This is a genomic window from Mesorhizobium sp. LNJC405B00, assembly GCF_000502615.1.
Taxonomy (GTDB): domain Bacteria; phylum Pseudomonadota; class Alphaproteobacteria; order Rhizobiales; family Rhizobiaceae; genus Mesorhizobium.
The window spans coordinates 186,123-211,943 of record NZ_AYWC01000007.1 but is presented as its reverse complement, the minus strand read 5'-3'; the positions used below and the strand labels follow the sequence as shown (position 1 = coordinate 211,943).

Sequence of the window (25,821 nt, the reverse complement as noted above, 5' to 3'; positions counted from 1 at the left end):
GACACCATGACCATGAGCTATTACACACTGGGCAACAGCGGCCTGCGCGTCAGCCGGCTGGCACTGGGCACCATGACCTTTGGCACCGAATGGGGCTGGGGCGCGGACAGGGAAACCGCGCGCGCCATGGCCGACGCCTATGTCGAGGCCGGCGGCAATTTCTTCGACACCGCCGACCTCTACACCGGCGGCACAGCCGAAACCTGGCTCGGCGAATTCATCGCCGAGCGAGGCTTGCGCGACAGAGCGGTGATCGCCACGAAATTCACCTTCAACGCGGAGCCCGGCAATCCGAACGCCGGCGGCAATGGCCGCAAGAACATCTTGCGCGCCGTGGACGCTTCCCTGAAGCGGTTGGGCACTGATTATATCGACCTCTACCTCCTCCATGTCTGGGACGGGCTGACGCCGGCCGAGGAGGTCATGCGCACGATGGATGATCTCGTGCGTGCGGGCAAAATTCGCCATGTCGGCCTGTCCGATGTGCCGGCCTGGTATGCTGCCCGCGCGCAGACGATCGCCGAGTGGCGCGGCTACGAGCCGGTGTCGGCCCTGCAGCTTGAATATTCGCTGGCGGAGCGTTCGATCGAAAATGAGTTCGTGCCCTTCGGCACCCGCCATGGCGCAGGAATCATGGTGTGGAGCCCGCTGGCCAGCGGGCTGCTCAGCGGCAAGTACCGGCCGACGCAGGAAGGCCATGCCGGCCGGCTCGACGGCTTTCGCAACACCACTCATCCGGGGTTCCAGAAGTTCACCGAGCGCAACTGGGCGATCGTGGCGGAGCTCGAAAAAGTTGCCGCCGAACTCGGACGCAGCATGGCGCAGGTCGCGCTCAACTGGGTGGCAACGCAACCGGGCATCGCCACCGTGATTCTTGGCGCCACCAAGCTGGCGCAGTTGCAGGACAATCTGGCGGCGTTGGATTTCACTTTACCCGCCGAGCTTCGCGCGCGGCTGGATACGGTCAGCAAGACACCGCCGCCATTCCCGTACGCCTATTTCGGTTCCGACATACAAGCCCGGGTTACCGGCGGCGCCGTGACCGGCGACAAGCCGTTGGGTTATGCGCCGCCGCTGCTGGTCGACGGCGACGCCGTCAGCATCACCAGCAACTGACGGGCCGCGACCGCAAGGCGGAATTGGGCGAGGGGCGCCGCGTGACATCGCGGCGCCCTTCGTGTATCGGAACTCGGCATCGCGCCAGCGGCGGCGCCCGCGCGAGGGCGGCCTGCCCAGGCTGCCACACGCAACAATGACGAGGTCCAGATGACGGCAAAGCCCCTCTATCGACGTGTCCTGCTGAAAGCGTCGGGCGAAGCGTTGATGGGCGAGCAGCATTTCGGCATCGATGTCTCGGTGGTCGACCGAATCGCCGCCGACATCGCCGAAGCCCGCGCACTTGGCATCGAGGTCGGCGTCGTCATTGGCGGCGGCAATATCTTTCGCGGCGTGGCGGTGGCATCCAAGGGCGGCGACCGCGTCACCGGCGACCACATGGGCATGCTGGCCACCGTCATCAACTCGCTGGCGCTGCGCACCTCGCTGAACAAGATCGGCGTCGATGCCGTCGTGCTGTCGGCCATCGCCATGCCCGAACTTTGCGAGAGTTTTTCCCAGCGCCAGGCCACCGCCTATATGAACCAGGGCAAGGTCGTCATTTTCGCCGGCGGCACCGGCAATCCGTTCTTCACCACCGATTCGGCCGCGGCCTTGCGCGCCGCCGAGATCGGCGCCGACGCGTTGTTCAAGGGCACCCAGGTCGACGGCGTCTATTCGGCCGATCCCAAGAAGGATCCGAATGCGACCCGCTTCGAGCGCATCAGCCATGCCGAAGTCATCAACAAGGGCCTTTCGATCATGGATACCGCCGCAATTGCACTTGCGCGCGAAAACAACATCCCGATAATCGTCTATTCGATCCACGAAAAAGGTGGTTTCGGCGATATTCTGCGGGGCGGCGGCCGTTGCACGATCGTCGCCGACGAGTGACCCGGAGTATACTCTCCTAAAAAGGAGATCAGTTTTCGAAAGCGGGTCCGAATATGGGCCCTAAGCACTGAACCCGGATCAAACGGGTCGAGGAGACTAAGATGAGTGGTGAGTTCGACGACCTCAAGCGGCGCATGGATGGCGCGATCGCCGCCTTCAAGCACGATCTGGCTTCGCTGCGCACCGGCCGTGCCTCCAGCAATCTGCTCGACGCCATCCAGGTCCAGGCCTACGGCACCACCATGCCCATCAACCAGGTGGCGAACGTGTCGGTGCCGGAGCCGCGCATGATCTCGGTTTCGGTATGGGACAAGTCGATGGTCGGCGCGGTCGACCGTGCCATCAGAGAATCCAATCTCGGCTTCAATCCGATCGTCGACGGCACCAACCTCAGGATTCCGCTGCCCGAGCTCAACGAGCAGCGCCGCAAGGAACTGGTCAAGATTTCGCATGGCTACGCCGAGAACGCCCGCGTTGCGGTGCGCCATGTCCGTCGCGACGGCATGGACTTCTTGAAGAAGGCGGAAAAGGACGGCGACATCAGCGAGGACGATCAGCGCAAGCGCTCCGATCAGGTCCAGAAGCTGACCGACGAAACGATCAGCACCATCGATCACCTGCTTTCCGATAAGGAAGCTGAAATCATGCAGGTCTAGGGTCGGCCCACACCGGCCCGAAAGCGAGACAATGGCAACGCCCGCGCATGTCGCGATCATCATGGATGGAAACGGACGCTGGGCCAAGGCGCGCGGCATGCCGCGGCTTGCCGGCCATCGCGCCGGCGTCGAAGCGCTGCGCAAGACGGTGCGCGCCGCGCCCGGTCTCGGCATTTCCTTCCTGACCGTCTACGCCTTTTCGTCGGAAAACTGGTCGCGGCCCAAGGCCGAAGTCAGCGACCTGATGGGGCTTTTGAAGCTGTTCATCCGCCGCGATCTGGCCGAACTGCACCAGAACGGCGTGCGCGTCAGGATCATCGGTGACAGGGCGGGGCTGCAGCCGGACATCAGGGGCCTGCTCGAAGAGGCCGAATCGCTGACTGCGCGCAATGAATCGCTGACCTTGGTCATCGCCTTCAACTATGGCGGGCGCGACGAGATCGTGCGCACGGCACGCAAGCTCGCAGCCGCAGTGGCGCGCGGCGAGATCGACGCAGAGGCGATCACGGCAGACACTTTTGCCGGCGCCCTCGACACCGCAGGCATTCCCGATCCGGAGCTGGTCATCCGCACCAGTGGCGAGCTTCGGCTGTCGAACTTCCTTCTGTGGCAGGCAGCCTACAGCGAACTGGTTTTTCTGCCTTGCTACTGGCCTGACTTCAGCCGCGAACACCTGGCCGACGCATTGCGCGATTTTGCTGGCCGCGAGCGCCGTTTTGGCGGGCTTGCCGCTCAAGATGTCGCTGCCTCGTGATCGGCGGCGGGATGAACAATCTTCAGCTTCGCATCGTCTCGGCGCTGGTGCTGGCCGCAATAGCGCTTGGCCTGACCTGGTTGGGAGGGCTGTGGTTCCGCCTGCTTTGCGCCGGGATATCGGCGGTCATCTTCTATGAATGGGCGCGCATGTCGCGCCCCTTGGCCGGTGCGACCCTCGGCTTCATTCCCGAAGCGCTGCTTCTGGTTTTCGTCGTCGCCCTGGTTGCAGGCGTGCCGGCATCGTGGCTTCTGTCTCTTGTCCTGGCCATGGTTGTGGTCGCTGCTGTCGGCGCCCGTATGCGTGGAGCGGCGCAATGGGATGCAGCCGGTCTTGCCTACGCGGCTTTGTCCAGCTTATCCCTGGCGCTGCTGCGCGGCGGCGACCATCCCGGCTTGGTCGCAATCCTGTTTCTGTTCGCCGTGGTCTGGGCGACCGACATCTTCGCCTATTTCGTCGGCCGCTCCGTCGGTGGGCCCAAGCTCGCGCCATCTATATCCCCTGGCAAGACGCAGAGCGGCGCGCTTGGCGGCGCTGTCGGCGGCGTGGCCGCCGGCGTGCTTCTGGCTGCCGCCGCCGGGGCCGGCAATCTTGGCGTCCTCGCCTTGGTTGCTCTGGTGCTGTCGATTGTTGCCCAGGCTGGCGATCTCTTCGAATCCTGGGTCAAGCGCCGCCACGGCCGCAAGGATTCAAGCGCGTTGATACCCGGGCATGGCGGTGTCATGGACAGGGTGGACGGGCTTGTCGCGGCGGCTTTTGCCCTATACGTGATCGGCTGGATTTCGGCGGGCGCCGATCATCCGGCGCAGGGGCTGTTTCCGGCTTGAGTGATATTTCACGGCGAAGAAATGGCGCACGCCACGGATTCGCCTGGATTGATGTCACAGTCGCGGCGACACCTTTTGCCGCGGGTGAATTTGAGGGCATGACTTGAACGAAATTCTTCACGCGTTTTTCAGCACGGAAGGCTTTGTCCTCGGCACGCTGGTGCCGTTTCTGTTCGTGCTGACCGTGGTCGTCTTCATTCACGAAATGGGCCATTACCTGGTCGGCCGCTGGTGCGGCATTGGCGTGAAGGCCTTTTCGATCGGCTTCGGCCCCGAACTTCTCGGCTTCAACGACAGCCACGGCACGCGCTGGAAGCTCTGCGCCATACCGCTCGGCGGTTATGTCAAATTCGTCGGCGACATGAGCGCCACGTCGAGCCAGCCGAGTTCGGAAGATCTGGAAACGCTGACTGACGCTGAACGCAAGGTCGCCTTCCACACGCAACCCATCTGGAAACGCGCCGCCACGGTCGTGGCCGGACCGCTGTTCAACTTCCTTTTGACCATTGCCGTCTTTGCCGTGCTGTTTTCCCTCTATGGCCGCCCTGTGTTTGAGCCGATGGTGGCGGCGGTCACCGCCGGCAGTCCAGCCGCAAGGGCCGGCATTTTGCCAGGCGACCGATTCGTCGCCGTCGACGGCAGCAAGGTTGAGACCTTCGCCGACGTCCAACGCCTGGTCTCAGGCCGCGGCGGCGACGCCATCACCTTCACCATGTTGCGCGACGGCAAGGAGGTCACGGTCGTCGCGACGCCGGAGCCGATGGAGCAGCTGGACGCACTGGGCAACAAGGTCAAGGTGGCCGTCATCGGCGTCGTCAACAACAAGGATGTCGGCCAGCCCAGGCTGATCACCTACAGCCCTGTCGGAGCAGTCGGCGCCGCGGTCGAGGAGACGGGGCACGTCATTCAGCGCACCGGCCAGTTCCTGCAGCGATTCGTTGTCGGCCGCGAAGACAAATGCCAGCTGGGCGGCCCGATCAAGATCGCCAAGATGTCGGGGCAGGCGGCAAAGCTGGGCTTCCTATGGCTGGTGCAACTCGTCGCCGGCCTGTCGGTCGGGATCGGAATTCTGAACCTTTTGCCGATTCCCCCCCTCGACGGCGGCCATCTCCTGTTCTACGCACTCGAAGCCGTTTTCCGGCGTCCGGTATCGGAGCGGATGATGGAAATGGGATACCGGGCCGGCCTCTTTCTGGTGCTGGGATTTATGGGCTTCGTCTTCTGGAACGATCTGTTTGGGTGCTGAAATCATGAAGAAATTTGGCTTCAGCACCGGCAATGTTGAGACGCCGTTTACCATGCACGGGGGTATGCGTGACGCGAAAGCCACGCATCAGGGTTAAGTAATTACAAATTAACCAGAAGCCTTGCGTGTAGGGAAAATCCGGTTAATACGGTAGGAGAAATTACCGCACGTCCGGTTTTCTCGCCGTGGGGACTTCGAGAAAAGGTACAAAAGCCCGATGAAGGCAGCATCCAAATTTTTGAGCGCCGCGTCCGCGGTGGCTATGTCCGCCGCTCTGGTTGTACCAGGTGCGCTCGCCGTGCAGTTCGTTGCCACATCTGCGGCGCAGGCAGCCGTTGTCTCGAGAGTCGAGGTCAGCGGCAACCAGCGTGTCGACGCCGACACCATCCGCAACTACATCACGATCAAGCCGGGCAAGGCGTTTTCCAGCGCCGATATCGACGATGCGGTCAAGGCGCTGTTCGGCACCGGGCTGTTCTCGGACGTGCAGATCAATCAGGTCGGTTCGACGCTGGTAGTCAAGGTTGCCGAATACCAGGTCGTCAACCAGGTTCTGTTCCAGGGCAACAAGAAGCTCAAGGACAACGCGCTGGCAGTCGCCGTGCAGTTGAAGCCGCGCGGGACGTTCTCGCAGGCAACGCTGGACTCCGATGTCGAGGCGGTAAAGGCTGCCTACAGGCGAATTGGCCGGGATGACGCCGCTGTCACGACGCAGATCATGGATCTCGGCGACAACCGCGTGAACGTGGTCTTCAACATCAACGAAGGCGGCCGCACCAAGATCGCCGCTGTCAATTTCGTCGGCAACAGCGCCTATTCGAGCCGCCGCCTGTCCGACGTCATCGCAACCAAGCGCTCGAGCTTCTTGTCCTTCGTGCTGCGTGACGACGTCTATGACGAGGACAAGCTCCGCGCCGACCAGGAATCGCTGCGCCGCTTCTATTACAATCACGGCTATGCCGACTTCCAGGTGGTCTCAGCTGTCGGCGAGCTCGACGACACGACCAACCAGTACACCGTTACCATCACCGTGCAGGAAGGCGACCGCTATACGTTCGGCGACGTCAGCGTCGAGAGCACCATTCCCGAAGTCGACTCGAAGGCGCTGGAATCGGTGGTTCAGACCCACAAGGGCGACGTCTACAACGCCAAGGATGTCGAGGATACCATCATTGCGCTGACCGAAAAGGTCGCGGGTTCGGGCTATGCCTTCGCCCAGGTGACGCCTCGCGGTGATCGCAACTTCGAGAACCACACCATTTCGGTCGTCTATACGATCGACCAGGGCACCAAGGCCTATATCGAGCGCATCGAAATCCGCGGCAACGACCGCACACGCGACTATGTCATTCGTCGTGAGTTCGATGTCAGCGAAGGCGACGCCTTCAACCAGGTTCTTATCCAGCGCGCGAAGAAGCGGCTGGAAAAGCTAGATTACTTTGAGAAAGTCGACGTTTCGACTGTCCCGGGTTCTGAGCCAGACCAGGTCGTGCTCGTGGTTGACGTAGTCGAGAAATCGACCGGCGAGTTCTCGGTTGGCGCAGGATATTCGACCGGTGGCGACACTGCGGGTCCGTCCGTCGAAGGTTCGGTCGCGGAGCGCAACTTCCTCGGTCGCGGCCAGTACATCAAGGTTTCGGCGGGTGGTGGCAAGAATTCGCGCGACTACAGCCTGTCCTTCACCGAGCCCTATTTCCTCGGGCGCCGTATCGCTGCCGGCTTCGACATCTTCCAGCAGACACGCAACTACGACCACTATGACAGCGAGACGCTGGGTGCGACGGTGCGCTTCGGCCTGCCGATCACCGACAACATCTCGACGCAGTTGGCGTACAATATCGCCCAGGAGAAGTACAAGCTCGACGACGGTTGCGATAACAATCCTGCCGTCCCGGGCAACGCCCCTGGCGACGGGATTCCCGACGCGGACTGCAACGTATCTGCGGCAATCGTCCAGGGAATTGATGAAAGCCCTTGGATCAAGTCGTCGGTCAGCCTTGGGTTGGTCTACAACACCATCGATGACATGAAGAGCCCGCATGAAGGCATCTACGCCACCACGACCATGGAAGTTGCCGGCCTTGGTGGCGATGCCAAATTCGTAAAGGTTACCGGTCGTGGGACTGTCTACCAGACGTTGTCCGAACAGCTGGACCTGGTCGGCCTGATCTCAGGCGGCGCCGGCCATATCCAAGGCTTCGGCGGTGACGGCCTGCGTATCTTCGATCAGTTCCAGAGCAGCGACCGCATGATCCGCGGCTTCGAGTATGGTGGCATCGGTCCTGCGGATATTGCAACGGGTGACCACCTCGGCGGCACCACCTATTTCAATGCGTCGGCGGAAGCTCAGTTCCCGATACCGGTCATTCCGGAAAGCTTTGGTGTGCGCGGCGCCGTGTTTGCTGATGCCGCCACACTGTATGGCAGCAAGATTAACGTCGCCGGGGTTACTCAAGCTTCAACTGATCTAGAGTTGCGCGCTTCGGTTGGTGTCGGCTTGTTGTGGTCATCGCCTTTCGGCCCGATCCGCATTGACTACGCGATGCCCGTCAAGAAGGAAAAGACCGACGACGTGCAGGAATTCAACTTCGGCATGTCGAGCCGCTTCTGATGCGCGGGTAACGATGCTTCCGGGCCGTTGGGGTCCGGAAGAGAATTGATCCGACCTAGCTGGATATTGCTTCTGGAATGACCGATCCGGTGTTCTTCGCGCCATCACGCCGGTATACGGCTGGCGAAGTCGCGAATCTGACCGGCGCATCGCTTGTCGATTCCGATTTTGCCCACATATCGATCGATGCGTTGGCGCCAGCCAATGAAGGCGGCGAGGGTGCGCTCGTCTTCGTCGACGGCAAGCGCAATTTCGCGCTGATGCAGTCGCTGAAGGCGGCGGCCGTGTTTTGTCCCGCCGAGTTCGCGGGCAAGGCGCCGGCCGGCATCGCGGTTCTGGTTCATCCGCGCCCGCAGCAGGCCTTCGCCATGATCGGCCGGCTGCTGTTCCCGACGGCGGCTACGCCGGGACCGATGACCAGCGAAACCGGGGTCTCGCCGCAAGCTCATGTCGATGCCTCGGCGCATATCGAGGCCGGGGCGATCATCGAGGCCGGAGCGGTCATCGGCCCCCGCGCTTCCATCGGCAGCGGAACGGTCATTGCCCCCCACGCCGTTATCGGCCCCTCCTGCCAGATCGGCCGTGACGGCTACATTGGGCCGGGTGTCAGTGTTCAGTATGCGCTGATCGGCAACCGCGTCATCATTCATGGCGGCGCCAGGATAGGCCAGGACGGCTTCGGCTTTGTCGGCGGCGCCAAAGGCCCTGAGCGTGTGCCGCAGGTCGGCCGCGTCATCATCCAGGACGATGTCGAAATCGGCTCGAACACGACCGTCGATCGCGGCGCCATGTCGGATACGGTCATCGGTCAGGGCACCAAGATCGACAATCTGGTGCAGATCGCCCATAACGTTCGCATCGGCCGCAATTGCATTATTGCCGGGCTCTCTGGTATTTCCGGCTCCGTCACCGTCGGTGATGGTGTCACCATGGGCGGCGGCGTTGGCCTTGCCGATCATTTGACCATCGGATCAGGGGCCAAGCTTGCTGCAAGAAGCGGGTTCATGAGCAACGTGCCGGCGGGCGAGATCTGGGGAGGCTATCCGGCGCAGCCGATGGCGGAAGCCATGCGCGAGATCGCCATGCTGAGGAAGCTCGCCAGGACGCGCAAGCAGGGCGAAGGGGGAAGTAGCTGAGATGGTGCCGGCGACGCTCGAAGCGGTCGATATATTGGGGTTGATGAAGCTTTTACCGCATCGCTATCCCTTCCTGATGATCGATCGCATCATCGAAATCGACGGCAATGATTCTGCCATCGGCATCAAGAACGTGACCATCAATGAGCCGCATTTCCAAGGCCATTTCCCGGATCAGCCGGTGATGCCGGGCGTGCTCATCGTCGAGGCCATGGCGCAGACCGCCGGCGCGATCTGCATCCGTAACCTCAACACGGAAAAGCCGTCGCTGGTCTATTTCCTGACCATCGATAATGCGAAATTCCGCAAACCGGTCGTGCCGGGCGACCAGTTGAAAATCCACGTCAAGAAAATCAAGATGCGCGGCAACCTGCTCAAATTCGCCTGCGAGGCCATGGTGGAGGGCACAAAGGCCGCCGAAGCCGAGATCTCGGCAATGATGGTTACCGGCTGACGGTTCGAAATGCTCATGAAAATACAGACTTCAATCCACCCCTCGGCCGTCATCGAGGCCGGCGCGCAGATCGGCGAAGGCGCCGCAATAGGACCTTTCTGCTATGTCGGCGCTGACGCCGTGATCGGTGACCGCGTCGAACTGGTCAGCCATGTCTCGGTGCTGGGCGCGACAACCATTGGCGCCGCGACCAAGGTCTATCCAATGGCGACACTGGGCGGACCGCCGCAGAACACCAAGCACAAGGGCGGCCGCACCACTTTGGTCATCGGCCAGAACTGCACGATCCGCGAAGGCGTGACCATGCATCTCGGCACCGATTCCAGCCGCGGCGAGACGACCGTCGGCGACAACGGCAATTTCCTTGCCTATGCCCACATTGCCCATGATTGCGTCGTCGGTAAAAACGCCACCTTCGCCAATGGCGCGACCCTGGGCGGCCATTGCGAGGTCGGTGACAGCGTCTATCTTGGCGGCCTCAGCGCCGTTCATCAGTTCGTGCGTGTTGGTGACAACGCCTTTCTCGGCGGCTGCTCGGCTTTTGTCGGCGATGTCATTCCCTACGCCATTGCGGTGGGCAATCGCGCCAGCCTGCGTGGACTCAACATCATCGGCCTGAAGCGCGCCGGGTTGCCGCGCGCCGAAATCTACCTGCTGCGCAAGGCTTACAAGACCATCTTCGACCGCTCCCGCACTGTCGGCGAGAACATCGAATTCGCCAAGGCCGAGTTTGCGTCGTCGCCGACGGCCATGAAAATCATCGATTTCATCACCAGTCGCGGCAAGCGGCATTTTGCCGTCCCGTCGCTTAAGGGTGGCGACGGCGACGATGCCGATGACGAAGGCTGAGGCCACTTCAACGGGCCTCGATCTTGCGCCGGACGCCAGGGTCGGCATCATTGCCGGCGGCGGTAGCTTGCCGGTCGAAGTTGCCGCCGGCCTGGCGGAGGCCGGACATCCGCCCGTCATCATCCTGGTCGAATGTCAGGCCGACCGTCAGTCCGACCTCACAATCTATGAGCATGAAAGCCTTGCGCTGGAAGACATCGGCTCGCTGGTTGCGTTGCTGAGGCGCCGGCGGATCACCCATCTTGTGCTTGCCGGCGAGATCAGGCGCAGGCCGCGGTTGGTCGACATGCGTCCGAACCTTGGGCTACTGGCACTTATACCCTCGCTCGCCATGGCGCTTGCCCGCGGCGATGACGGGCTGTTGAAGATATTGACCCGCGGCCTGGAGGCACGGGGCGTCAAGGTTGTCGGTGCGCATGAAGTCGTGCCCCGGCTCGTCGCGGCCGAAGGGCCGCTGACCAAAGCAGTGCCGCGAAAGTCCGACTGGCGCGATATCGAGGCGGCACATGCGGCGGCAAAGGCCATCGGCGCGCTCGACATTGGTCAGGCGGCAATTGCCATCGGTGGCCGCACTGTTGCCCTGGAAGGCGTCGAGGGCACCCACGGACTGCTCGAGCGGACGCAGCAGTTGCGCGGCCATGGCAGGCTGGCCGGCAAGACGCGCGGTGTCCTGGTCAAATGCGCCAAGCCTGGCCAGGAATTGCGTGCCGATCTGCCATCTATCGGCCCCCGGACCGTCGAGGCGGCGCATGCCGCGGGGCTCGCCGGCATTGCCGTCGAAGCCGGCCGTTCGCTCATCCTCGAAGGCCCCGCCGTTGTCGCGCGCGCCAATGCGCTCGGCCTGTTCGTGTTCGGCCTGCCGGCTGCGGAGTCTGTCCATGGCAGCTGAGAAGCCGCTGAAGATTGCCATCGTCGCCGGCGAAGAATCCGGCGACCTGCTGGGCGCCGACATCGTGCAGGCGCTGAAGCGCATAACCGGGCGCGAGGTGCAACTCGTCGGCACTGGCGGGCGGCATCTGCAGGCGCTCGGACTGGCGCCGCTGTTCGACGGCGCCGAGATCGCGCTGATGGGGCTCAGCGCCATCCTGCGTGACTTGCCGCGCCTGATGCGGCGGATCAGCCAGACGGCAAGTGCTGTCGCCGCCGAAAAACCCGACTGTCTGATCACCATCGACAGCCCCGATTTCTCGCTGCGCGTCGCCAAAAAGGTCCGCGCCACCGATCCGTCGATCCCGATCGTCCATTATGTCTGCCCGAGCGTCTGGGCGTGGCGGCCGGGTAGGGCGGCCGCGATGAAGCCCTATGTCGACCACATACTGTGCATCCTGCCTTTCGAGGTAAAGGAGCTCAGCCGTCTCGGCGGCCCGCCCGGCACTTACGTCGGACATCGCCTCACGCATGATCCAGGCGTGCAGGGCGCGGCCAGGGCGCAAGCCCAGCCACGCGATCTCTCTGCCGATCACGTCAAGACGCTGCTCGTCCTGCCAGGGTCGCGGCGCGGCGAGGTGAGCCGGCTTATCGGTCCGTTCGGCGAGACGGTGTCGGCGCTGCGCGCGCGTGGCCACCGGCTGCGGCTGTTGCTGCCGACGGTGCCGCATGTCGCCGAACTGGTCAAAACATCGGTGGCGCGCTGGGATCAGGAGCCGGAAATTATCCTCGATCCCGAGCGCAAATGGCAGGCCTTCGGCAAGGCCGATGCGGCGCTGATCGCGTCTGGAACGGTGTCACTGGAACTGGCGATGTCGGGTGTACCGATGGTCTCTTGCTACAAGTTCGATCCGATCATGCTGATGGCGCAGAGCCTGATCACGGTGTGGAGCGCTGCTTTGCCCAACCTTATTGCCGACCGGCCGGTCGTGCCGGAAAGCTACAACCAGTATGTGCGGCCGCACTATCTGGCGCGGCAGCTCGAGGCACTGTTCTCAGACACCGCCTACCGCGCTTGGCAAAAGGACGGCTTTGGCGAGGTTGCCAGACGCATGGCCACCGACAGGCCCTCCGGCGACATCGCCGCCGATGTCGTTCTTCGCCACATCGGGAGAGCGAATAGGGTTTAGCGAGTGAATAGTGAATGAATAGTGAATAGTGCATAGGATTAACGCACTCTCGACTATAATCAAGCTGCTACTTACTACCTGCTACTTACTACCTGCTATTCACTACTTGCCATTCACCATTCACTCTCTTTCACCTTTTCGCAATCGGCACGTAGTCGCGTTCCGGGGCGCCGGTATAGAGCTGGCGCGGGCGGCCGATCTTCTGGTGCGGGTCCTCGATCATTTCCTTCCACTGCGCGATCCAGCCGACGGTGCGGGCGACCGCGAACAGCACGGTGAACATGGTGGTGGGGAAGCCCAGCGCCTTCAGCGTGATGCCGGAATAGAAATCGACGTTCGGATAGAGCTTCTTTTCGATGAAGTAGGAATCGGTCAGCGCGATCTTTTCCAGCTCCATGGCGATGTCGAGTAGCGGATCGTCCTTGATGCCGAGTTCGCCGAGTACCTCATGCGCCGTCTTCTGCATGATTTTCGCACGAGGATCGTAGTTCTTGTAGACGCGATGGCCGAAGCCCATCAGCCGGAACGGATCGTTCTTGTCCTTGGCGCGGGCGATGAATTCCGGGATGTGGTCGACATGGCCGATTTCTCCCAACATGTTGAGCGCCGCCTCATTGGCGCCGCCATGCGCCGGGCCCCACAGGCAGGCGATGCCGGCGGCGATGCAGGCGAACGGATTGGCGCCCGACGAGCCTGCAAGCCGCACGGTCGAGGTCGAGGCGTTCTGCTCGTGGTCGGCATGCAGGATGAAGATCCGCTCCATGGCGCGCGCCAGCACCGGATTGATCTTGTATTCCTCGCACGGAACCGCAAAGCACATATGCAGGAAGTTGGCGGCGAAGTTCAGCTCGTTCTTCGGGTAAATGAAGGGCTGGCCGATATGGTATTTGTAGGCCATGGCCGCAATCGTCGGCATCTTGGCAATCAGCCGCATCGAGGCGACCATGCGCTGATACGGGTCCGAAATGTCGGTGGAGTCGTGATAGAAGGCCGACAGCGCGCCGACCACGCCGCACATCACAGCCATCGGATGCGCGTCGCGGCGGAAGCCGGTGAAGAAGCGCGACATCTGCTCGTGCACCATGGTGTGGCGCGTCACCCGGTAGTCGAAATCGTCCTTCTGTGCCTTGGTCGGCAGTTCGCCGTAGAGCAGGAGGTAGCAGACTTCGAGGAAGTCGCCATGCTCGGCCAGCTGGTCGATGGGATAGCCGCGGTGAAGCAGGATGCCGGCATCGCCGTCGATGAAGGTTATCGCCGACTCGCAGCTCGCCGTCGAAGTGAAGCCGGGATCGTAGGTGAAGGCGCCGGTGGTGTTGTAGAGCGCACCGATGTCGATGACGTCGGGCCCGACCGACCCGCTTCGCACCTTGAATTCATGCGTCTTGCCGGCCAGTTCGAGCGTGGCAGTCGACGGGTGCGTCGTCTTGCTGCCGGTTTCCAGTCTTGTCGCAGCTTCGCTCATTCTCAAACTCCTTCATGTTCCTCATGCCGGCAAGGCAATTCCTGCAAACGACACGTCGAAATCACCGGAATGCGCGAACTCGCCACCGCATTTTGGGAGGTGCGTGCCTGATTGGGCCAAGGCCTAATGTTGCACTGCGAAACCCGCCTTTCAATGCCAATCTTTTTGGGCCAGCTCGCTCCTAATCGATTTGATCCGCAATCCGCGCCAGGCTTTCCTCGCGGCCAAGCACGGCAAGCACGTCGAACACGCCGGGCGAGGTGCTACGGCCGGTAAGGGCCGCCCGGAGCGGTTGGGCCACGGCGCCGAGCTTGTGGCCGCCGGCCGCTGCGAACTCGCGCACCGCGGCTTCAGCCGCGGCAGCCGACCAATCGCCCGAAACAGTCTGCAAAGCGGCATGTGCGCCGCGCAGGATCGCGCGCGCGTCGGCACTGAGCAATGCTGCCGCCTTCTCGTCGATCGGCAGCGGCCGCTCGACGAACAGGAAGGCCGCGCCATCGGCCAGTTCCACCAGCGTCTTGGCGCGCTCTTTCAGGCCCGGCAAGGCGGCCAGCAGCTGCGCCTTCCTGGCGTCGTCGAGACGGGCGGCCATAGCAGATCCGCCTTCGAGGTATGGCAGAGTGGCGACGAAAATGTCGAACAGCTCGGTATCGGCCATCTTGCGCATATGCGCGCCGTTGATCGACTCGAGCTTGGCGAAGTCGAAGCGCGCCGCACCCTTGTTGACATCGCCGATGTCGAACCACGAAATCATGTCCTTGATCGACATGATCTCGTCGTCGCCATGGCTCCAGCCGAGCCGCGCCAGATAGTTGAGCAGTGCCTCGGGCAGATAGCCCATGGCGCGATAAGCCTCGACACCGAGTGCGCCGTGCCGCTTCGACAGCTTGGCGCCGTCGGCGCCGTGGATCAGCGGGATATGCGACATCGACGGGACGTCCCAGCCCATCGCGTTGTAGATCACCGTCTGGCGCGCGGCGTTGGTCAGATGGTCGTCGCCACGGATGATGTGGGTGACGCCCATGTCATGGTCGTCGACGACGACGGCATGCATGTAGGTCGGATTGCCGTCCGAGCGCAGAATGATGAAATCGTCGAGGTCCTTGTTGGGGAAGCGCACCTCGCCCTGCACACGGTCGTGCACCACGGTTTCGCCCTCGGTCGGCGCCTTGATGCGGATGGCGCCCTTGACGCCGGGAGGCGCCTCCGAGGGGGCACGATCGCGCCACTGGCCGTTGTAGCGCGGCGGCAGATCCTTGGCGCGTGCGGCCTCGCGCATCGCCTCGAGCTCGGCAGGCGTCTCGTAGCTGTAATAGGCCTTGCCCAGGCGCACCAGCTCCTCGGCCACCTCACGGTGGCGCGGCGCGCGCTCGAACTGCGATATGGCCTCACCGTCCCAGGAAAGGCCGAGCCAGGTCAGCCCATCCAGAATGGCCTGTGTCGCCGCCTCGTTGAAGCGTTCGCGGTCGGTGTCCTCGATGCGCAGCACCATCGTGCCGCCGGTGTGCTTGGCGTACAGCCAGTTGAACAGCGCCGTGCGCGCGCCGCCGATATGCAGATAGCCGGTGGGCGAGGGGGCAAAACGGGTGACGACCGTGTCGGACATGGAACTCTCGGAACCTTGGAAAGCGGAGCGTGATCGCGCGGACTTTCGCGCTTTGCGCGTTCATGTAGCATAGGGGGTCTGGGGCGCAAGGGGCAGACCCGATGGCTGGACGTGGCCGGGGCACGTCGGCAATTATCGGTTGCGTCAACTGGCGCTGGAGCCTTGTAGCACAAAATCTGTTCGCACCCTCCGCGCAACCTCGTTTGACAGCAGCGTCAATGTCTGGGTTTCATTCGGCTGCAGCGTCCGTCACAGTGCCTGGAACATCGCTGCGACGGTGGTAGCCCCCTCTGACGAGCGGACATTTCTTCACGGATGCGGCACTGCCCGACTACAACGCCGCCGTGACAGCGTTGGCTTGGTCACGCATATTGACCTTTCTGCAATCATTATCGTGAACACCGCAACTGTGTGCAGGCCGGTCTCGCCACGAAGGAGGCATGATTGAAAGAAGGACTACCGATGACCGAAAACGCCGACCATACGGAGGGTGATCCGTTCTACCATGGTACCCGGGCGGATTTGAAACCCGGGGATCTGCTGAGCGTCGGCCACCCTTCCAATTTCAGAGGTAAACCACTGTCATGGATCTATTTCACCCAGACACTGGAAGCCGCCATCTGGTGAGCAGAGCTTGCAACGGGTGACGGTCGTCAAAGGATTTACATCGTAAAGCCGACGGGGTTTTTTATGGATGACCCTAACCTGACCGACAAAAAATTTCCCGGTAATCCGACGAAATCCTACCGCTCCCGTGATCCGTTGCTCATCCTGGGTGAACTCGGTGAATGGCAGGGTCATACACCGGAACAATTGAAGGCAATGCACGATGGGCTTGCTCGCCTGAGGGCGGAGGGCCAGGATATGATTGAGGATTGAGCGTCCTTGCCAGGTGATGGTCGATTCCGGCGCGGTGGACGTGATCACGCGGACTTTCGCGCTTTGCGCGTTCATGTAGCATAGGGGTCTGGGGCGCAAGGGGCAGACCCGATGGCTGGACGTGGCCGGGGCACGAAGGAAGGCGAAGGCGCCGAGGCAAGCGTCAGCGAACGCTCGCTGTTTGCCGATAGTCCCTATGCCGAGCCGCTGCCCCTCGCGCTGCCTGAGCCGCATCCCGGCGTCGCGCCTGCGCTGCCCGGTGGCGCGTTGCCGGCGCAAGTCACAGCGCCCGGATCTATCGCCCGTCTGCGCAGACGGCTTCGCCGTCCGTCATGGCCCGCGCTCCGCCGCAGCCTTGCCGTGGCCGCCAACACGGAGCTCGACCGGGGCGTCGCCTTCCTGCTGGTGCCGGTTTTCCTGGCGGCCGGCGTCATCATTTATTTCTCGCTGGCCGGCGAGCCCGGCTTTGCGCAGCCAATCGCCATTGTGGTGCTGGCGACATGTTGCGCCCTCGCCACGCGATCGCGGCCGAGGACGCATCTGTTCTGCATGGCCGCGATGCTGTGCGCGCTCGGCGTCGTCGCCGCCAAAGTCGAGACTTGGCGCGCCGGAACGCAGATGCTCGGCTCCGAGATTCAGACACGGCTGACCGGCCGCGTCGTCAGTCTCGAACAGATGGAAAGCGGCCGCATCAGGCTGACGCTCGATGTGGTTTCGACCGCTTACCCCGAGCTGCGCTACGCCCCGGAGCGGGTCAGGCTCTCGGCGCGGACCGTTCCCGCCGATATGACCGCCGGCTCCCTGATCACCGGCTATGCCAGGCTGTTGCCGCCGACCGGTCCGGTGCGGCCGGAGAGCTACGATTTCTCCTTCGACAGCTATTTCACCGGTATCGGCGGCAGCGGCTTCTTTCTCGGCAATCCGAAAACCATTGCTACGCAGGGACCGCCGCCGCTGACCGCGCGGCTCTCCTCGGCAATCGAGAACGCGCGCGAAAACATTGCCGACCATATCAGGGGCAAAATCGGCGGCGCCGAAGGCGAGATTGCCGCGGCGTTGATTGTCGGGGTGCGCGCCGGCATCCCGGACGAGGTCAACGAAGCGATGCGGCGCACCGGCATCTACCACATCATCTCCATCTCCGGCCTGCACATGGCGCTGGTTGCCGGCACCATCATGGCGTTGCTGCGTGGCGCCTTTGCGCTGTTTCCCGATTTCTCTTCGCGCCGCCCAGTCAAGAAATATGCAGCAGTGGCAGCACTCGTCTCCATCGCCGCCTATCTCGTCATTTCAGGCGTCGTGGTTGCCGCCGAGCGCAGCTTCATCATGCTGGCGGTCATGCTTGTCGCCGTGCTGTTTGATCGCGCCGCACTCACCATGCGCAATCTGGCGATCTCCGCCATTGCCGTCATCCTGGTGTCGCCGCACGAGGTGGTCGGTCCCAGCTTTCCAGATGTCGTTTGCTGCCACCGCCGCCCTTGTCGGCGCCTATGCCGGCTGGGCCGATTACCGCGCCGACAAGGTGAGAACGCCGCCGGCAAAGCGCTCCTTCGTCGGCTTCCTGTCGCGAAAATTCGCGCTGGCCATGGGCGGCCTCGCCATGACCTCGATCATCGCCGGCAGTGCAACCTTGCTGTTCGCCATCTGGCATTTTCAGCGTGTGTCGCCGCTCAGCCTGATCGCCAATCTGGCCGTGATGCCGATTGTTTCGTTGATCGTCATGCCTTTTGCCGTGCTCAGCGCACTGGCGATGCCGTTCGGCGCCGACGGGCCGTTCCTCTATGTGATGGGCAAGGGTCTGATGGCGATGATCGCTATATCGGCCTGGATTTCCGAGCGCTCGCCGGTCGACGCCGTCGGGCTGATCTCCATCCGCTCGGTGCTGTTGGTGGCGGTCGCCCTCGTCATCGCCACCATGGCCACCACCTGGCTCAGGTTGGCGGCCGTGCCTTTCGCGCTGGCCGGCCTGTTGACGGTGCCGCAGGTGCTTACGCCCGACGTGCTCATATCCGAGGATGCGCATCTGGTGGCCATGCCGATCGGTGGCGGCGAACTCGCCCTCAACCGCGAACGCTCCAACGAATTCACCACGGACAATTGGAAACGGGCGCTGCGGGCCAAAACCATTATCCCACCTGAGATTTTCGAGGCAACAGATACGCGGTTCGATCTCGATCCGCTCGATCTGCCGCCCGGCTCGCCCTTCTATTGCACCGGCGATCTCTGTATCGCCCGGCACCCTTCCGGAGCCATTGTAGCGCTTGCGAAAGACCGCAAGACGGCGCGGCCGGCCTGTGCCTTCGCGAGCCTGATCGTCATCGATGACGCCACCGCCTACAATCCGTGCCGCGACCCGCTGGTGCTGGTCGTGACGAAGAAACAGCTGGCCCGCGACGGCAGCGCCGCCGTCTTCTTCGATCCGCAATCGGCAGCTGCAGCGCCAACCATCCGCTTCGCCGTCGACAAGCCGTATCGCCCCTGGCACGAGCAACGCCGCTTCTCCCGCGAAGCGCGCGGCCTGCCGCCTTACAACCAGCGTGAAAAGTACAAACCCAAGCCGGCTCAGTAGCGCCGGATCAATCCGACAAGCTTGCCCTGCACCTTCACCCTGTCCGGTCCAAAAATGCGGGTCTCGTAGGCCGGGTTGGCGGCTTCCAGGGCGATCGAGGCGCCCTTGCGGCGGAAGCGTTTCAGGGTCGCTTCCTCATCGTCGACCAACGCCACCACGATCTCGCCGGGGCTGGCTGTGTCGGCATTGCGGATGATGACCGTGTCGCCATCGAAAATGCCGGCCTCGATCATCGAATCGCCCTTGACCTCGAGCGCGTAGTGTTCGCCGCCCATGATCATATCGGGCGGCACCGAGATCGAATGGGTCTGATGCTGGATGGCGTCGATCGGCACGCCGGCGGCGATGCGTCCCATAACCGGGATTGAAATCGCGGAAACGGCATCGTCATTGCCGGCCGACATCGAACGCGACGGCGAGCCCGGCTTGATCTGGCGGCCGAGACCGCCTTGGCCCAACGCGCCTTGTCCTTGGCCGCCTTGCCCTTGGCCGGTTTGACCAAGACTGCCCTGAATGACGCTCGGCGAAAACTTCCTCGCCGCATTGAGGCCTGGTGCGATCGAGTCGGGCAGCCGCAGCACTTCCAGCGCGCGCGCCCGGTTCGGCAGCCGGCGAATGAAACCGCGCTCCTCAAGCGCCGTGATCAGGCGGTGGATGCCGGACTTGGAGGCGAGGTCGAGCGCTTCCTTCATCTCGTCGAAGGACGGCGGGATTCCGCTCTCCTTCAGGCGTTCATGGATGAACATCAGAAGCTCATGTTGTTTGCGCGTCAGCATCGCGGCCCCCAAGGGTTCTGAAACCAGAATCAGAAAAAACAAACCCAGAACAAACACTATCTGTTCCAGTTGTGTTCCGCAACCTTTTAAAGTTTAATGAATGTGTTGACGTTTTGTTCAGCGTAACGTTCGGCGCTGCGAGCGCCGCTCGTAGTCGTTGGCCGGCAACGGGGTGAAACGAAGACAAAGTGCCCTGCGTCGTCGGCTACGATCGCCGCTTCCTTTTCGGACGGGGCTGCGCAGCATCCGCGCCGGGTTCACTCTGGGCATAGACCTGCAGCGTGTAGCCGATGTGAGCGGTCATCAGAGTTTTCGCACGTTCGACGTCGCGATCGAGGGCCGCTTCCATCAGGGCGGTATGGTGTTCGATCGCCACGGCGTCGCGCAGGGCCGCCACGGCCTTCCGGTGGCCATCCGTGCGGCCGGCGGCGGCGCGCAGCGTCGGGGCCAGACCCAGAAAGCGGTGATGGCGATGCAATTGGTCGGAAATCGTCGCATTGAAGCGCAGCAGCCAGCTGGATGTCGCGGCACTGAGCAGCGCCGCATGGAAGGCATCGTGTTTTTCGTACCACGCGTCGACCGCATCATCCGATGGATCGTCGAGAACAGACCCGCACCGTGAGAGACGATAGTGGGCGGCAACGACCGCGTCTTCCCACTCACGGTCGCCCTCCTCGATCGATTCCACCAGCAGGGGCAGTTCGACCACCAGCCGCGCACGCGCCAAATCCTCGAGCTCCGCCCGAGAGACGGGAGCGACCGCAAACCCGCGGTTGCTGATGGCGGTCACAAGCCGTTCCGCCTCCAGCCGCGACAGCGCCTCGCGCAACGGCGTCCAGCCGATGCCGTAGGTGTTGCGCAGCGTGCTCAGCTTCAACGGCGCGGCAGGCGCCAGCCGGGTCGCAAGAATATCGCGCCTGAGCAGGCGATAGGCCGCTTCCGTCTTCGAGGTCTGCTCGTCATCCAGCATCGTGATCCATCAGACATAAACGCTCGGCGGATCATTATATATCAAAGCCTTTCAATGGGTGAATTATATATAATGTTTGACAGTTCAAGGGCGACCACTCAAGATCGCCGGCATGTTTGGGCGGCAGGCTCCGCCGCGCGCGTTTGTCCATGGAGGGGCGCCGGATCATGAGCACGACACCCGATCTCGCTACAATCGAAGCAATGGATGCCGCCGATCCGCTGCGCTCCATGCGCGAACGCTTTGTCTTGCCGCAAGGCGTGATTTATCTCGACGGCAATTCCCTGGGCGCCGCGTCAGCGGTCGTCTTCAGCGAACTGCAGCAGGCCGCCACGCAGGAATGGGCGCACGATCTCATTCGCGCCTGGAACACCGCCGGCTGGTTCAACATGCCGGTGGAACTCGGAGATCAGCTCGGGCGACTGATCGGCGCGGCTGATGGGCAGACGGTGGTCTGCGACACAACCTCGATCAACATCTACAAGCTGCTGCACGCAGCGCTCGGCATGCGGCCGGATCGGTCGGTCATCGTTGCCGAGGGCGACAGTTTCCCGACCGACCTCTACATGGCCGAAGGCGTCGCCTCGACCCGGCCGGGAACGCGGCTGCGGCTGGAGGGCGTCGACGCGGCCGCAATCGAGGAGCTGATCGACGACAGCGTTGCCGTCATCCTGGTCAACCACGTCAACTACAAATCCGGCCAGTTGCGCGACATGGCGGCGCTGACGCGCAAGGCACATGACGCCGGCGCGCTGATCATCTGGGATCTCTGCCACACGGCCGGCGCCTTGCCGGTCGAACTTGACCGTGCCAATGCCGATTTCGCCGTCGGCTGCACCTACAAATACCTCAATGGCGGCCCGGGCTCGCCAGCCTTCATCTACGCGGCCGAGCGCCACCATGACGATGCCCACCAGCCGCTCAGCGGCTGGTGGGGCCATGCGCGGCCCTTTGCCTTCGAGCAGGGCTTTGCCGTCGGCAGCGGCATTCGCCGCTTCCTGTGCGGAACGCAGCCGGTGCTGTCGATGCGGGCGCTCAAGGGCGCGCTCGATATCTGGAACGACGTCGATATGGCGGCGGTGCGCAGAAAAAGCATCGCGCTGACCGACCTGTTTATCCAGCTCGTCGAAGCCAGATGCGGCGCCTACGGGCTTGAACTGGAAAGTCCTCGCGACGGCAGCCAGCGCGGCAGCCAGGTGTCGTTCCTCCATCCGCATGGCTATCAGGTGATGCGCGCGCTGATCGAGCGCGGCGTGATCGGCGATTTCCGGGCGCCGTCGACCATCCGTTTCGGCTTCACGCCGCTCTATGTCGGATATGGCGATGTCTGGCAGGCGGTCGAAGTCCTGGAGGATATTCTGCGCACCGGCGCCTGGCAGGACGCCCGCTTCGCGGTGAAGACCGCGGTCACCTGAGGAACTAGAGCAATTTCAGGAAAAGTGTGAAGCGGTTTTCCGTCCGCAATTGCGTCAAATCAAAGAGCTAGAGCATTTCGCCGTTTACGTTAAACGGTGAAATGCTCTAGAGCCGGGTGCGGACCGTCCAGAGCTCCGGAAACAGCACGACCTCCAGCATCTTCTTCAGATAGGAGGCGCCTGAGGTGCCGCCCGTGCCGCGCTTCAAGCCGATGATGCGCTCGACCGTGGTGACGTGGTTGAAGCGCCAGCGGCGGAAGTAATCCTCGAAGTCGACCAGCTTCTCGGCCAGTTCGTAGAGCATCCAGTAGCGCTGCGGGTCGCGGTAGACGGTTTGCCAGGCAGCCAGCACGTCTTCGTTCTCGACGCGCGTCTCGCGCCAGTCCGTGCGCCCGGCATCGGCGCCGATGTCGAAGCCATTGCGCGCCAAAAGCAGAAGCGCCTCGTCGTACAGCGACGGCGTGGCCAGGATCGCTTCCAGCCTGTCCGTAAGATCGGGCCGGTGCTTGTGCGGCCCGAGCATGGCTAGGTTGCGGTTGCCGGCCATGAACTCGATAGCGCGGTACTGCCACGACTGGAAGCCCGAGGATTGGCCGAGCGCGTCGCGAAACTCGGTGTATTCGCTTGGCGTCATCGTGCGCAGCACGTCCCAGGCATTGTTGAGCTGCTCGAAGATGCGCGCGACGCGAGACAGCATCTTGAAGCTCGGTTCGAGGCGGTCGGCGCGGATAGAGCGGATCGCGGCGCCGATCTCGTGCAAAGCGAGCTTCATCCACAATTCCGATGTCTGATGCTGGATGATGAACAGCATCTCGTCATGGGCCGAAGACAGCGGCGCCTGCGCATCGAGCACCTTGTCCAGCTGCAGATAGTCGCTGTAGGACATCCGCTCCTTGAACGACATCTGCGCGCCATCGGACGCCGGATCGTGCGGCTTAATCAATTGCTCTTCTCCGCGCGCAACCGGAAGCGCTGGATCTTGCCGGTCTGGGTTTTGGGCAAGGCGTCGATGAACTTCACCGAACGCGGATATTTGTAGGGCGCGATCGTTGCCTTGACGTGGTCCTGCAGGCGTTTGACGGTCAATGCGTCCGGCGAAACACCTTGCACAAGCACGATATGCGCCTCGACGATCTGGCCGCGTTCACCGTCCTCGGCGCCGGTCACCGCGCATTCGGCGACGTCGGGATGCGAGAGCAGCGCCGCTTCGACCTCGGGGCCGGCGATGTTGTAGCCGGCGCTGACGATCATGTCGTCGGAACGCGCGGCGAAGTGGAAGAAGCCATCCTCGTCCTGCGTGAACGTATCGCCGGTGAGATTCCAGCCATCGCGGACATAGTCCTTTTGCCTGGCATCGGCCATGTAGCGGCAGCCGGTCGGGCCGCGCACCGCCAGCCGGCCAGTAGAGCCGCGCGGCAGCTCCCGCATCTCGTCATCGACGATGCGTGCCTGATAGCCGCCGACGGGTTTGCCGGTGGAGGCCGGCTTCATGTCGTCGAAGCGGTTGGAGATGAAGATATGCAGCATCTCGGTGGCGCCGATCCCATCGAGGATCGGCTTGCCGGTCTTCTCAGTCCATTCCTCGAAGACAGGCGCCGGCAGCGTCTCGCCCGCCGAAACCGCGACGCGCAGCGAGGACAGGTCAGCGCCTTGATCCATGGCCTTGAGCATGGCCCGATAGGCGGTTGGAGCGGTGAAGGAAATGGTCGCTTTGTAGGTCTCGATGATGTGGATCATGTTGGGTGGCGTCGCCTGTTCCAGCAGCGTCGCCGCGGCGCCGAAACGCAGCGGGAAGATGGCGAGCCCGCCAAGACCGAAGGTAAAGGCAAGGGGCGGGGAGCCGACGAAGATGTCGTCGGGCGTCACCTCCAGGATTTCGCGGGCATAGGCGTCGGCGACGATCAGCAGGTCGCGGTGGAAATGCATCGTCGCCTTCGGCACGCCGGTGGTGCCGGAGGTGAAGCCGAGCAGGGCGACATCGTCGCGGCCGGTGTTGACGGCAGTGAAGGTGACCGGCTTGTCGAGGGCGGCGCGGTCGAGTTCCGCGTCATGGTTGGCCGTGCCGTCGAAGCCAATGACCTGCTTGAGATACGCACTGCCCTTGGCGCAGGCGGTCATCTCGTCCATCAGCCTTGTATCGCAAAGCGCAACCGTGATTTCCGCCTTGTCGACGATCTTGGCGAGTTCGCCGGCGCGCAGCATCGGCATGGTGTTGACGACCACCGCGCCAACCTTGGTGGCGGCCAGCCAACAGGCGACCATGGCCGGGTTGTTGGCCGAGCGGATCAGCACCCGGTTGCCCGGCTTGACGCCATAATTCTCGACCAGGGCATGGGCGAGCCTGTTGGTCCAGTCGGACAGTTCCTTGTAGGTGCGGCGGCGGCCATTGCCGATCAGCGCGGTGTGGTCGCCGAACCCTTTTTCGACCAGCCTGTCGGTCAATTCGACGCCGGCATTTATGTGGTCGGGATAGTCGAAGCCGTCGAGCAAAAACTCCGGCCATTGCTCCGGCGGCGGCAGGTTGTCGCGCGTGAATGTGTCGATATGCGCTGATGGCCCAAGCATTTTCGGCTGCCCCTGTCTGCCTCGCGCCCATGGCTGAACAAGGCGCAGGATCGCACCAGTCGAAATTTGTTTCAAGCCTAAAATGTTTTTAGGTCGCAGCATTGACGCCGCCCTGTTCGGCGGCCATTCCTGTCGACTGAACTGAAGCCATCCGGGAGGGATGCAGATGCTCCAACATCGTGTTGCCGATTGGGACAATGCCTACGCCAACGGCGACAACATTGCCGGCAGCAATCGCTGGCCGGCCGCGTGGGACACACCGGCACAGGCTTTTCGCGACACAATGTCGGCGTCCGGTCGGGCCAAGCTCGACATCGCCTATGGCGACAGCCCGCGCAACAGGCTCGATCTGTTCCTTCCCGATGTCATGCCCAAAGGGCTCGTCGTCTTCATCCATGGCGGTTACTGGAAGGCGTTCGACAACAAGCCATGGTCGCATCTGGCCAACGGCGCGGTTGCCAATGGCTTTGCCGTGGCAATGCCGACTTACACGCTTTGTCCCGACATACGCATTTCCGGCATCGTTAGGGAAATCGCGGCGGCGATCGGCAAGGCGGCGACGATGGTCGGCGGGCCGGTGATCCTGACCGGGCATTCCGCCGGCGGCCATCTCGCCTCCAGGATGGTGACGACAACGACACCCCTGGCCGCCGATGTGGCGGGCCGCGTGCGCAATGTCGTCTCGATCTCCGGCGTCCATGACCTGCGGCCGATCATGCGGACGGGGATGAACGCGACACTGGCCATCGATGAAGCGGAAGCACTGGCCGAAAGCCCGGTTCTGCTGCGCCCCATGCAGGGCGCGCGCATCACCTGCTGGGCCGGCGGCGGCGAGCGGGCGGAGTTCCTGCGCCAGAATGCGCTGCTTGCCAACATCTGGATCGGCCTCGGCGCCACGACCAGCACAGTGGTCGAGCCGGACCGGCATCATTTCAGCATCGTCGACGGGCTTGCCGATCCGACACATCCGCTGACGCGGACATTGCTGGCGGAGTAACAA

The 25,821-nt window shown here is 62.9% G+C and carries 20 protein-coding genes and 2 pseudogenes; 16 read left to right on the top strand and 6 right to left on the bottom strand.

Going from position 1 to position 25,821, the window contains the following annotated elements; genetic code table 11:
- The first annotated feature begins 6 nt into the window (after positions 1–6).
- From X756_RS150320 to lpxB, 12 genes are all read left to right on the top strand, one after another.
- Positions 7–1,116: an aldo/keto reductase gene (locus tag X756_RS150320; protein ID WP_023730118.1), complete on the top strand. Its 1,110-nt coding sequence runs from the start codon at positions 7–9 to the stop codon at positions 1,114–1,116.
- 150 nt (positions 1,117–1,266) lie between these two features.
- A complete protein-coding gene (gene pyrH / locus X756_RS150325; RefSeq protein WP_023671026.1) occupies positions 1,267–1,989 on the top strand; it encodes a UMP kinase in 723 nt (240 codons plus the stop codon).
- A 101-nt stretch (positions 1,990–2,090) separates the two neighbouring features.
- Entirely contained in the window at positions 2,091–2,645 is a 555-nt protein-coding gene (gene frr, locus X756_RS150330) for a ribosome recycling factor (protein ID WP_023671027.1), read from the top strand.
- Positions 2,626–3,399, top strand: a complete 774-nt coding sequence (locus X756_RS0134535) for an isoprenyl transferase (protein WP_280790565.1) — start codon at positions 2,626–2,628, stop codon at positions 3,397–3,399. Before frr ends, X756_RS0134535 begins: the two co-directional genes overlap by 20 nt.
- Positions 3,400–3,410: 11 nt before the next feature.
- Positions 3,411–4,226 carry a phosphatidate cytidylyltransferase gene (locus tag X756_RS150335; RefSeq protein ID WP_023730117.1) on the top strand — a complete coding sequence of 272 codons (816 nt, stop codon included), beginning with the start codon at positions 3,411–3,413 and terminating at the stop codon, positions 4,224–4,226.
- A gap of 103 nt (positions 4,227–4,329) precedes the next feature.
- On the top strand, positions 4,330–5,472 hold the full coding sequence (gene rseP, locus X756_RS150340; protein WP_023693444.1) for an RIP metalloprotease RseP: 1,143 nt from the start codon (positions 4,330–4,332) through the stop codon (positions 5,470–5,472).
- 217 nt (positions 5,473–5,689) lie between these two features.
- Positions 5,690–8,083: an outer membrane protein assembly factor BamA gene (gene bamA, locus X756_RS150345; protein WP_023730116.1), complete on the top strand. Its 2,394-nt coding sequence runs from the start codon at positions 5,690–5,692 to the stop codon at positions 8,081–8,083.
- A gap of 77 nt (positions 8,084–8,160) precedes the next feature.
- Entirely contained in the window at positions 8,161–9,219 is a 1,059-nt protein-coding gene (gene lpxD / locus X756_RS150350; protein WP_023684695.1) for a UDP-3-O-(3-hydroxymyristoyl)glucosamine N-acyltransferase, read from the top strand.
- A 1-nt stretch (position 9,220) separates the two neighbouring features.
- Entirely contained in the window at positions 9,221–9,673 is a 453-nt protein-coding gene (fabZ, locus tag X756_RS150355; protein ID WP_023684696.1) for a 3-hydroxyacyl-ACP dehydratase FabZ, read from the top strand.
- Between the two features lie 15 nt (positions 9,674–9,688).
- Positions 9,689–10,522 (top strand): acyl-ACP--UDP-N-acetylglucosamine O-acyltransferase, encoded by an 834-nt coding sequence (gene lpxA, locus X756_RS150360; RefSeq protein WP_023730115.1) that lies wholly within the window; start codon positions 9,689–9,691, stop codon positions 10,520–10,522.
- On the top strand, positions 10,509–11,411 hold the full coding sequence (gene lpxI / locus X756_RS150365; RefSeq protein WP_023730114.1) for a UDP-2,3-diacylglucosamine diphosphatase LpxI: 903 nt from the start codon (positions 10,509–10,511) through the stop codon (positions 11,409–11,411). The genes lpxA and lpxI overlap by 14 nt, the downstream gene beginning before the upstream one ends.
- A complete protein-coding gene (gene lpxB, locus X756_RS150370; protein ID WP_023730113.1) occupies positions 11,401–12,579 on the top strand; it encodes a lipid-A-disaccharide synthase in 1,179 nt (392 codons plus the stop codon). Before lpxI ends, lpxB begins: the two co-directional genes overlap by 11 nt.
- 130 nt (positions 12,580–12,709) lie before the next feature.
- Here lpxB and gltA read toward each other — a convergent pair whose 3' ends face one another.
- Complete coding sequence (gene gltA, locus X756_RS150375) at positions 12,710–14,041, bottom strand: citrate synthase (RefSeq protein WP_023671037.1); 1,332 nt, start codon at positions 14,039–14,041, stop codon at positions 12,710–12,712.
- Between the two features lie 181 nt (positions 14,042–14,222).
- Complete coding sequence (gene gltX / locus X756_RS150380; RefSeq protein ID WP_023730112.1) at positions 14,223–15,647, bottom strand: glutamate--tRNA ligase; 1,425 nt, start codon at positions 15,645–15,647, stop codon at positions 14,223–14,225.
- A gap of 462 nt (positions 15,648–16,109) precedes the next feature.
- On the opposite strand from gltX, the pseudogene arr reads away from it, so the two are divergent.
- A pseudogene (gene arr / locus X756_RS01000000165605) lies at positions 16,110–16,526 on the top strand (NAD(+)--rifampin ADP-ribosyltransferase).
- A gap of 111 nt (positions 16,527–16,637) precedes the next feature.
- Positions 16,638–19,095: pseudogene (locus X756_RS01000000165600) on the top strand (ComEC/Rec2 family competence protein).
- Here the strand turns inward: X756_RS01000000165600 and lexA are convergent.
- Entirely contained in the window at positions 19,089–19,871 is a 783-nt protein-coding gene (gene lexA / locus X756_RS150385) for a transcriptional repressor LexA (RefSeq protein WP_023684703.1), read from the bottom strand. The pseudogene X756_RS01000000165600 and the gene lexA overlap by 7 nt on opposite strands.
- Positions 19,872–20,076: 205 nt before the next feature.
- Positions 20,077–20,841, bottom strand: a complete 765-nt coding sequence (locus X756_RS150390) for a GntR family transcriptional regulator (protein ID WP_023688568.1) — start codon at positions 20,839–20,841, stop codon at positions 20,077–20,079.
- A gap of 167 nt (positions 20,842–21,008) precedes the next feature.
- On the opposite strand from X756_RS150390, the gene kynU reads away from it, so the two are divergent.
- Positions 21,009–22,256 (top strand): kynureninase, encoded by a 1,248-nt coding sequence (gene kynU, locus X756_RS150395; RefSeq protein WP_023696564.1) that lies wholly within the window; start codon positions 21,009–21,011, stop codon positions 22,254–22,256.
- A gap of 106 nt (positions 22,257–22,362) precedes the next feature.
- Here the strand turns inward: kynU and kynA are convergent, their stop codons facing one another.
- Both kynA and X756_RS150405 read right to left on the bottom strand, forming a co-directional pair.
- A complete protein-coding gene (gene kynA / locus X756_RS150400) occupies positions 22,363–23,199 on the bottom strand; it encodes a tryptophan 2,3-dioxygenase (RefSeq protein WP_023748414.1) in 837 nt (278 codons plus the stop codon).
- Positions 23,196–24,821 carry an AMP-binding protein gene (locus X756_RS150405; protein ID WP_023671045.1) on the bottom strand — a complete coding sequence of 542 codons (1,626 nt, stop codon included), beginning with the start codon at positions 24,819–24,821 and terminating at the stop codon, positions 23,196–23,198. Before X756_RS150405 ends, kynA begins: the two co-directional genes overlap by 4 nt.
- Positions 24,822–24,987: 166 nt before the next feature.
- Here X756_RS150405 and X756_RS150410 point away from each other — a divergent pair, with 166 nt between their 5' ends.
- A complete protein-coding gene (locus tag X756_RS150410) occupies positions 24,988–25,818 on the top strand; it encodes an alpha/beta hydrolase (RefSeq protein ID WP_023671046.1) in 831 nt (276 codons plus the stop codon).
- The last annotated feature ends 3 nt before the right edge of the window (positions 25,819–25,821 follow it).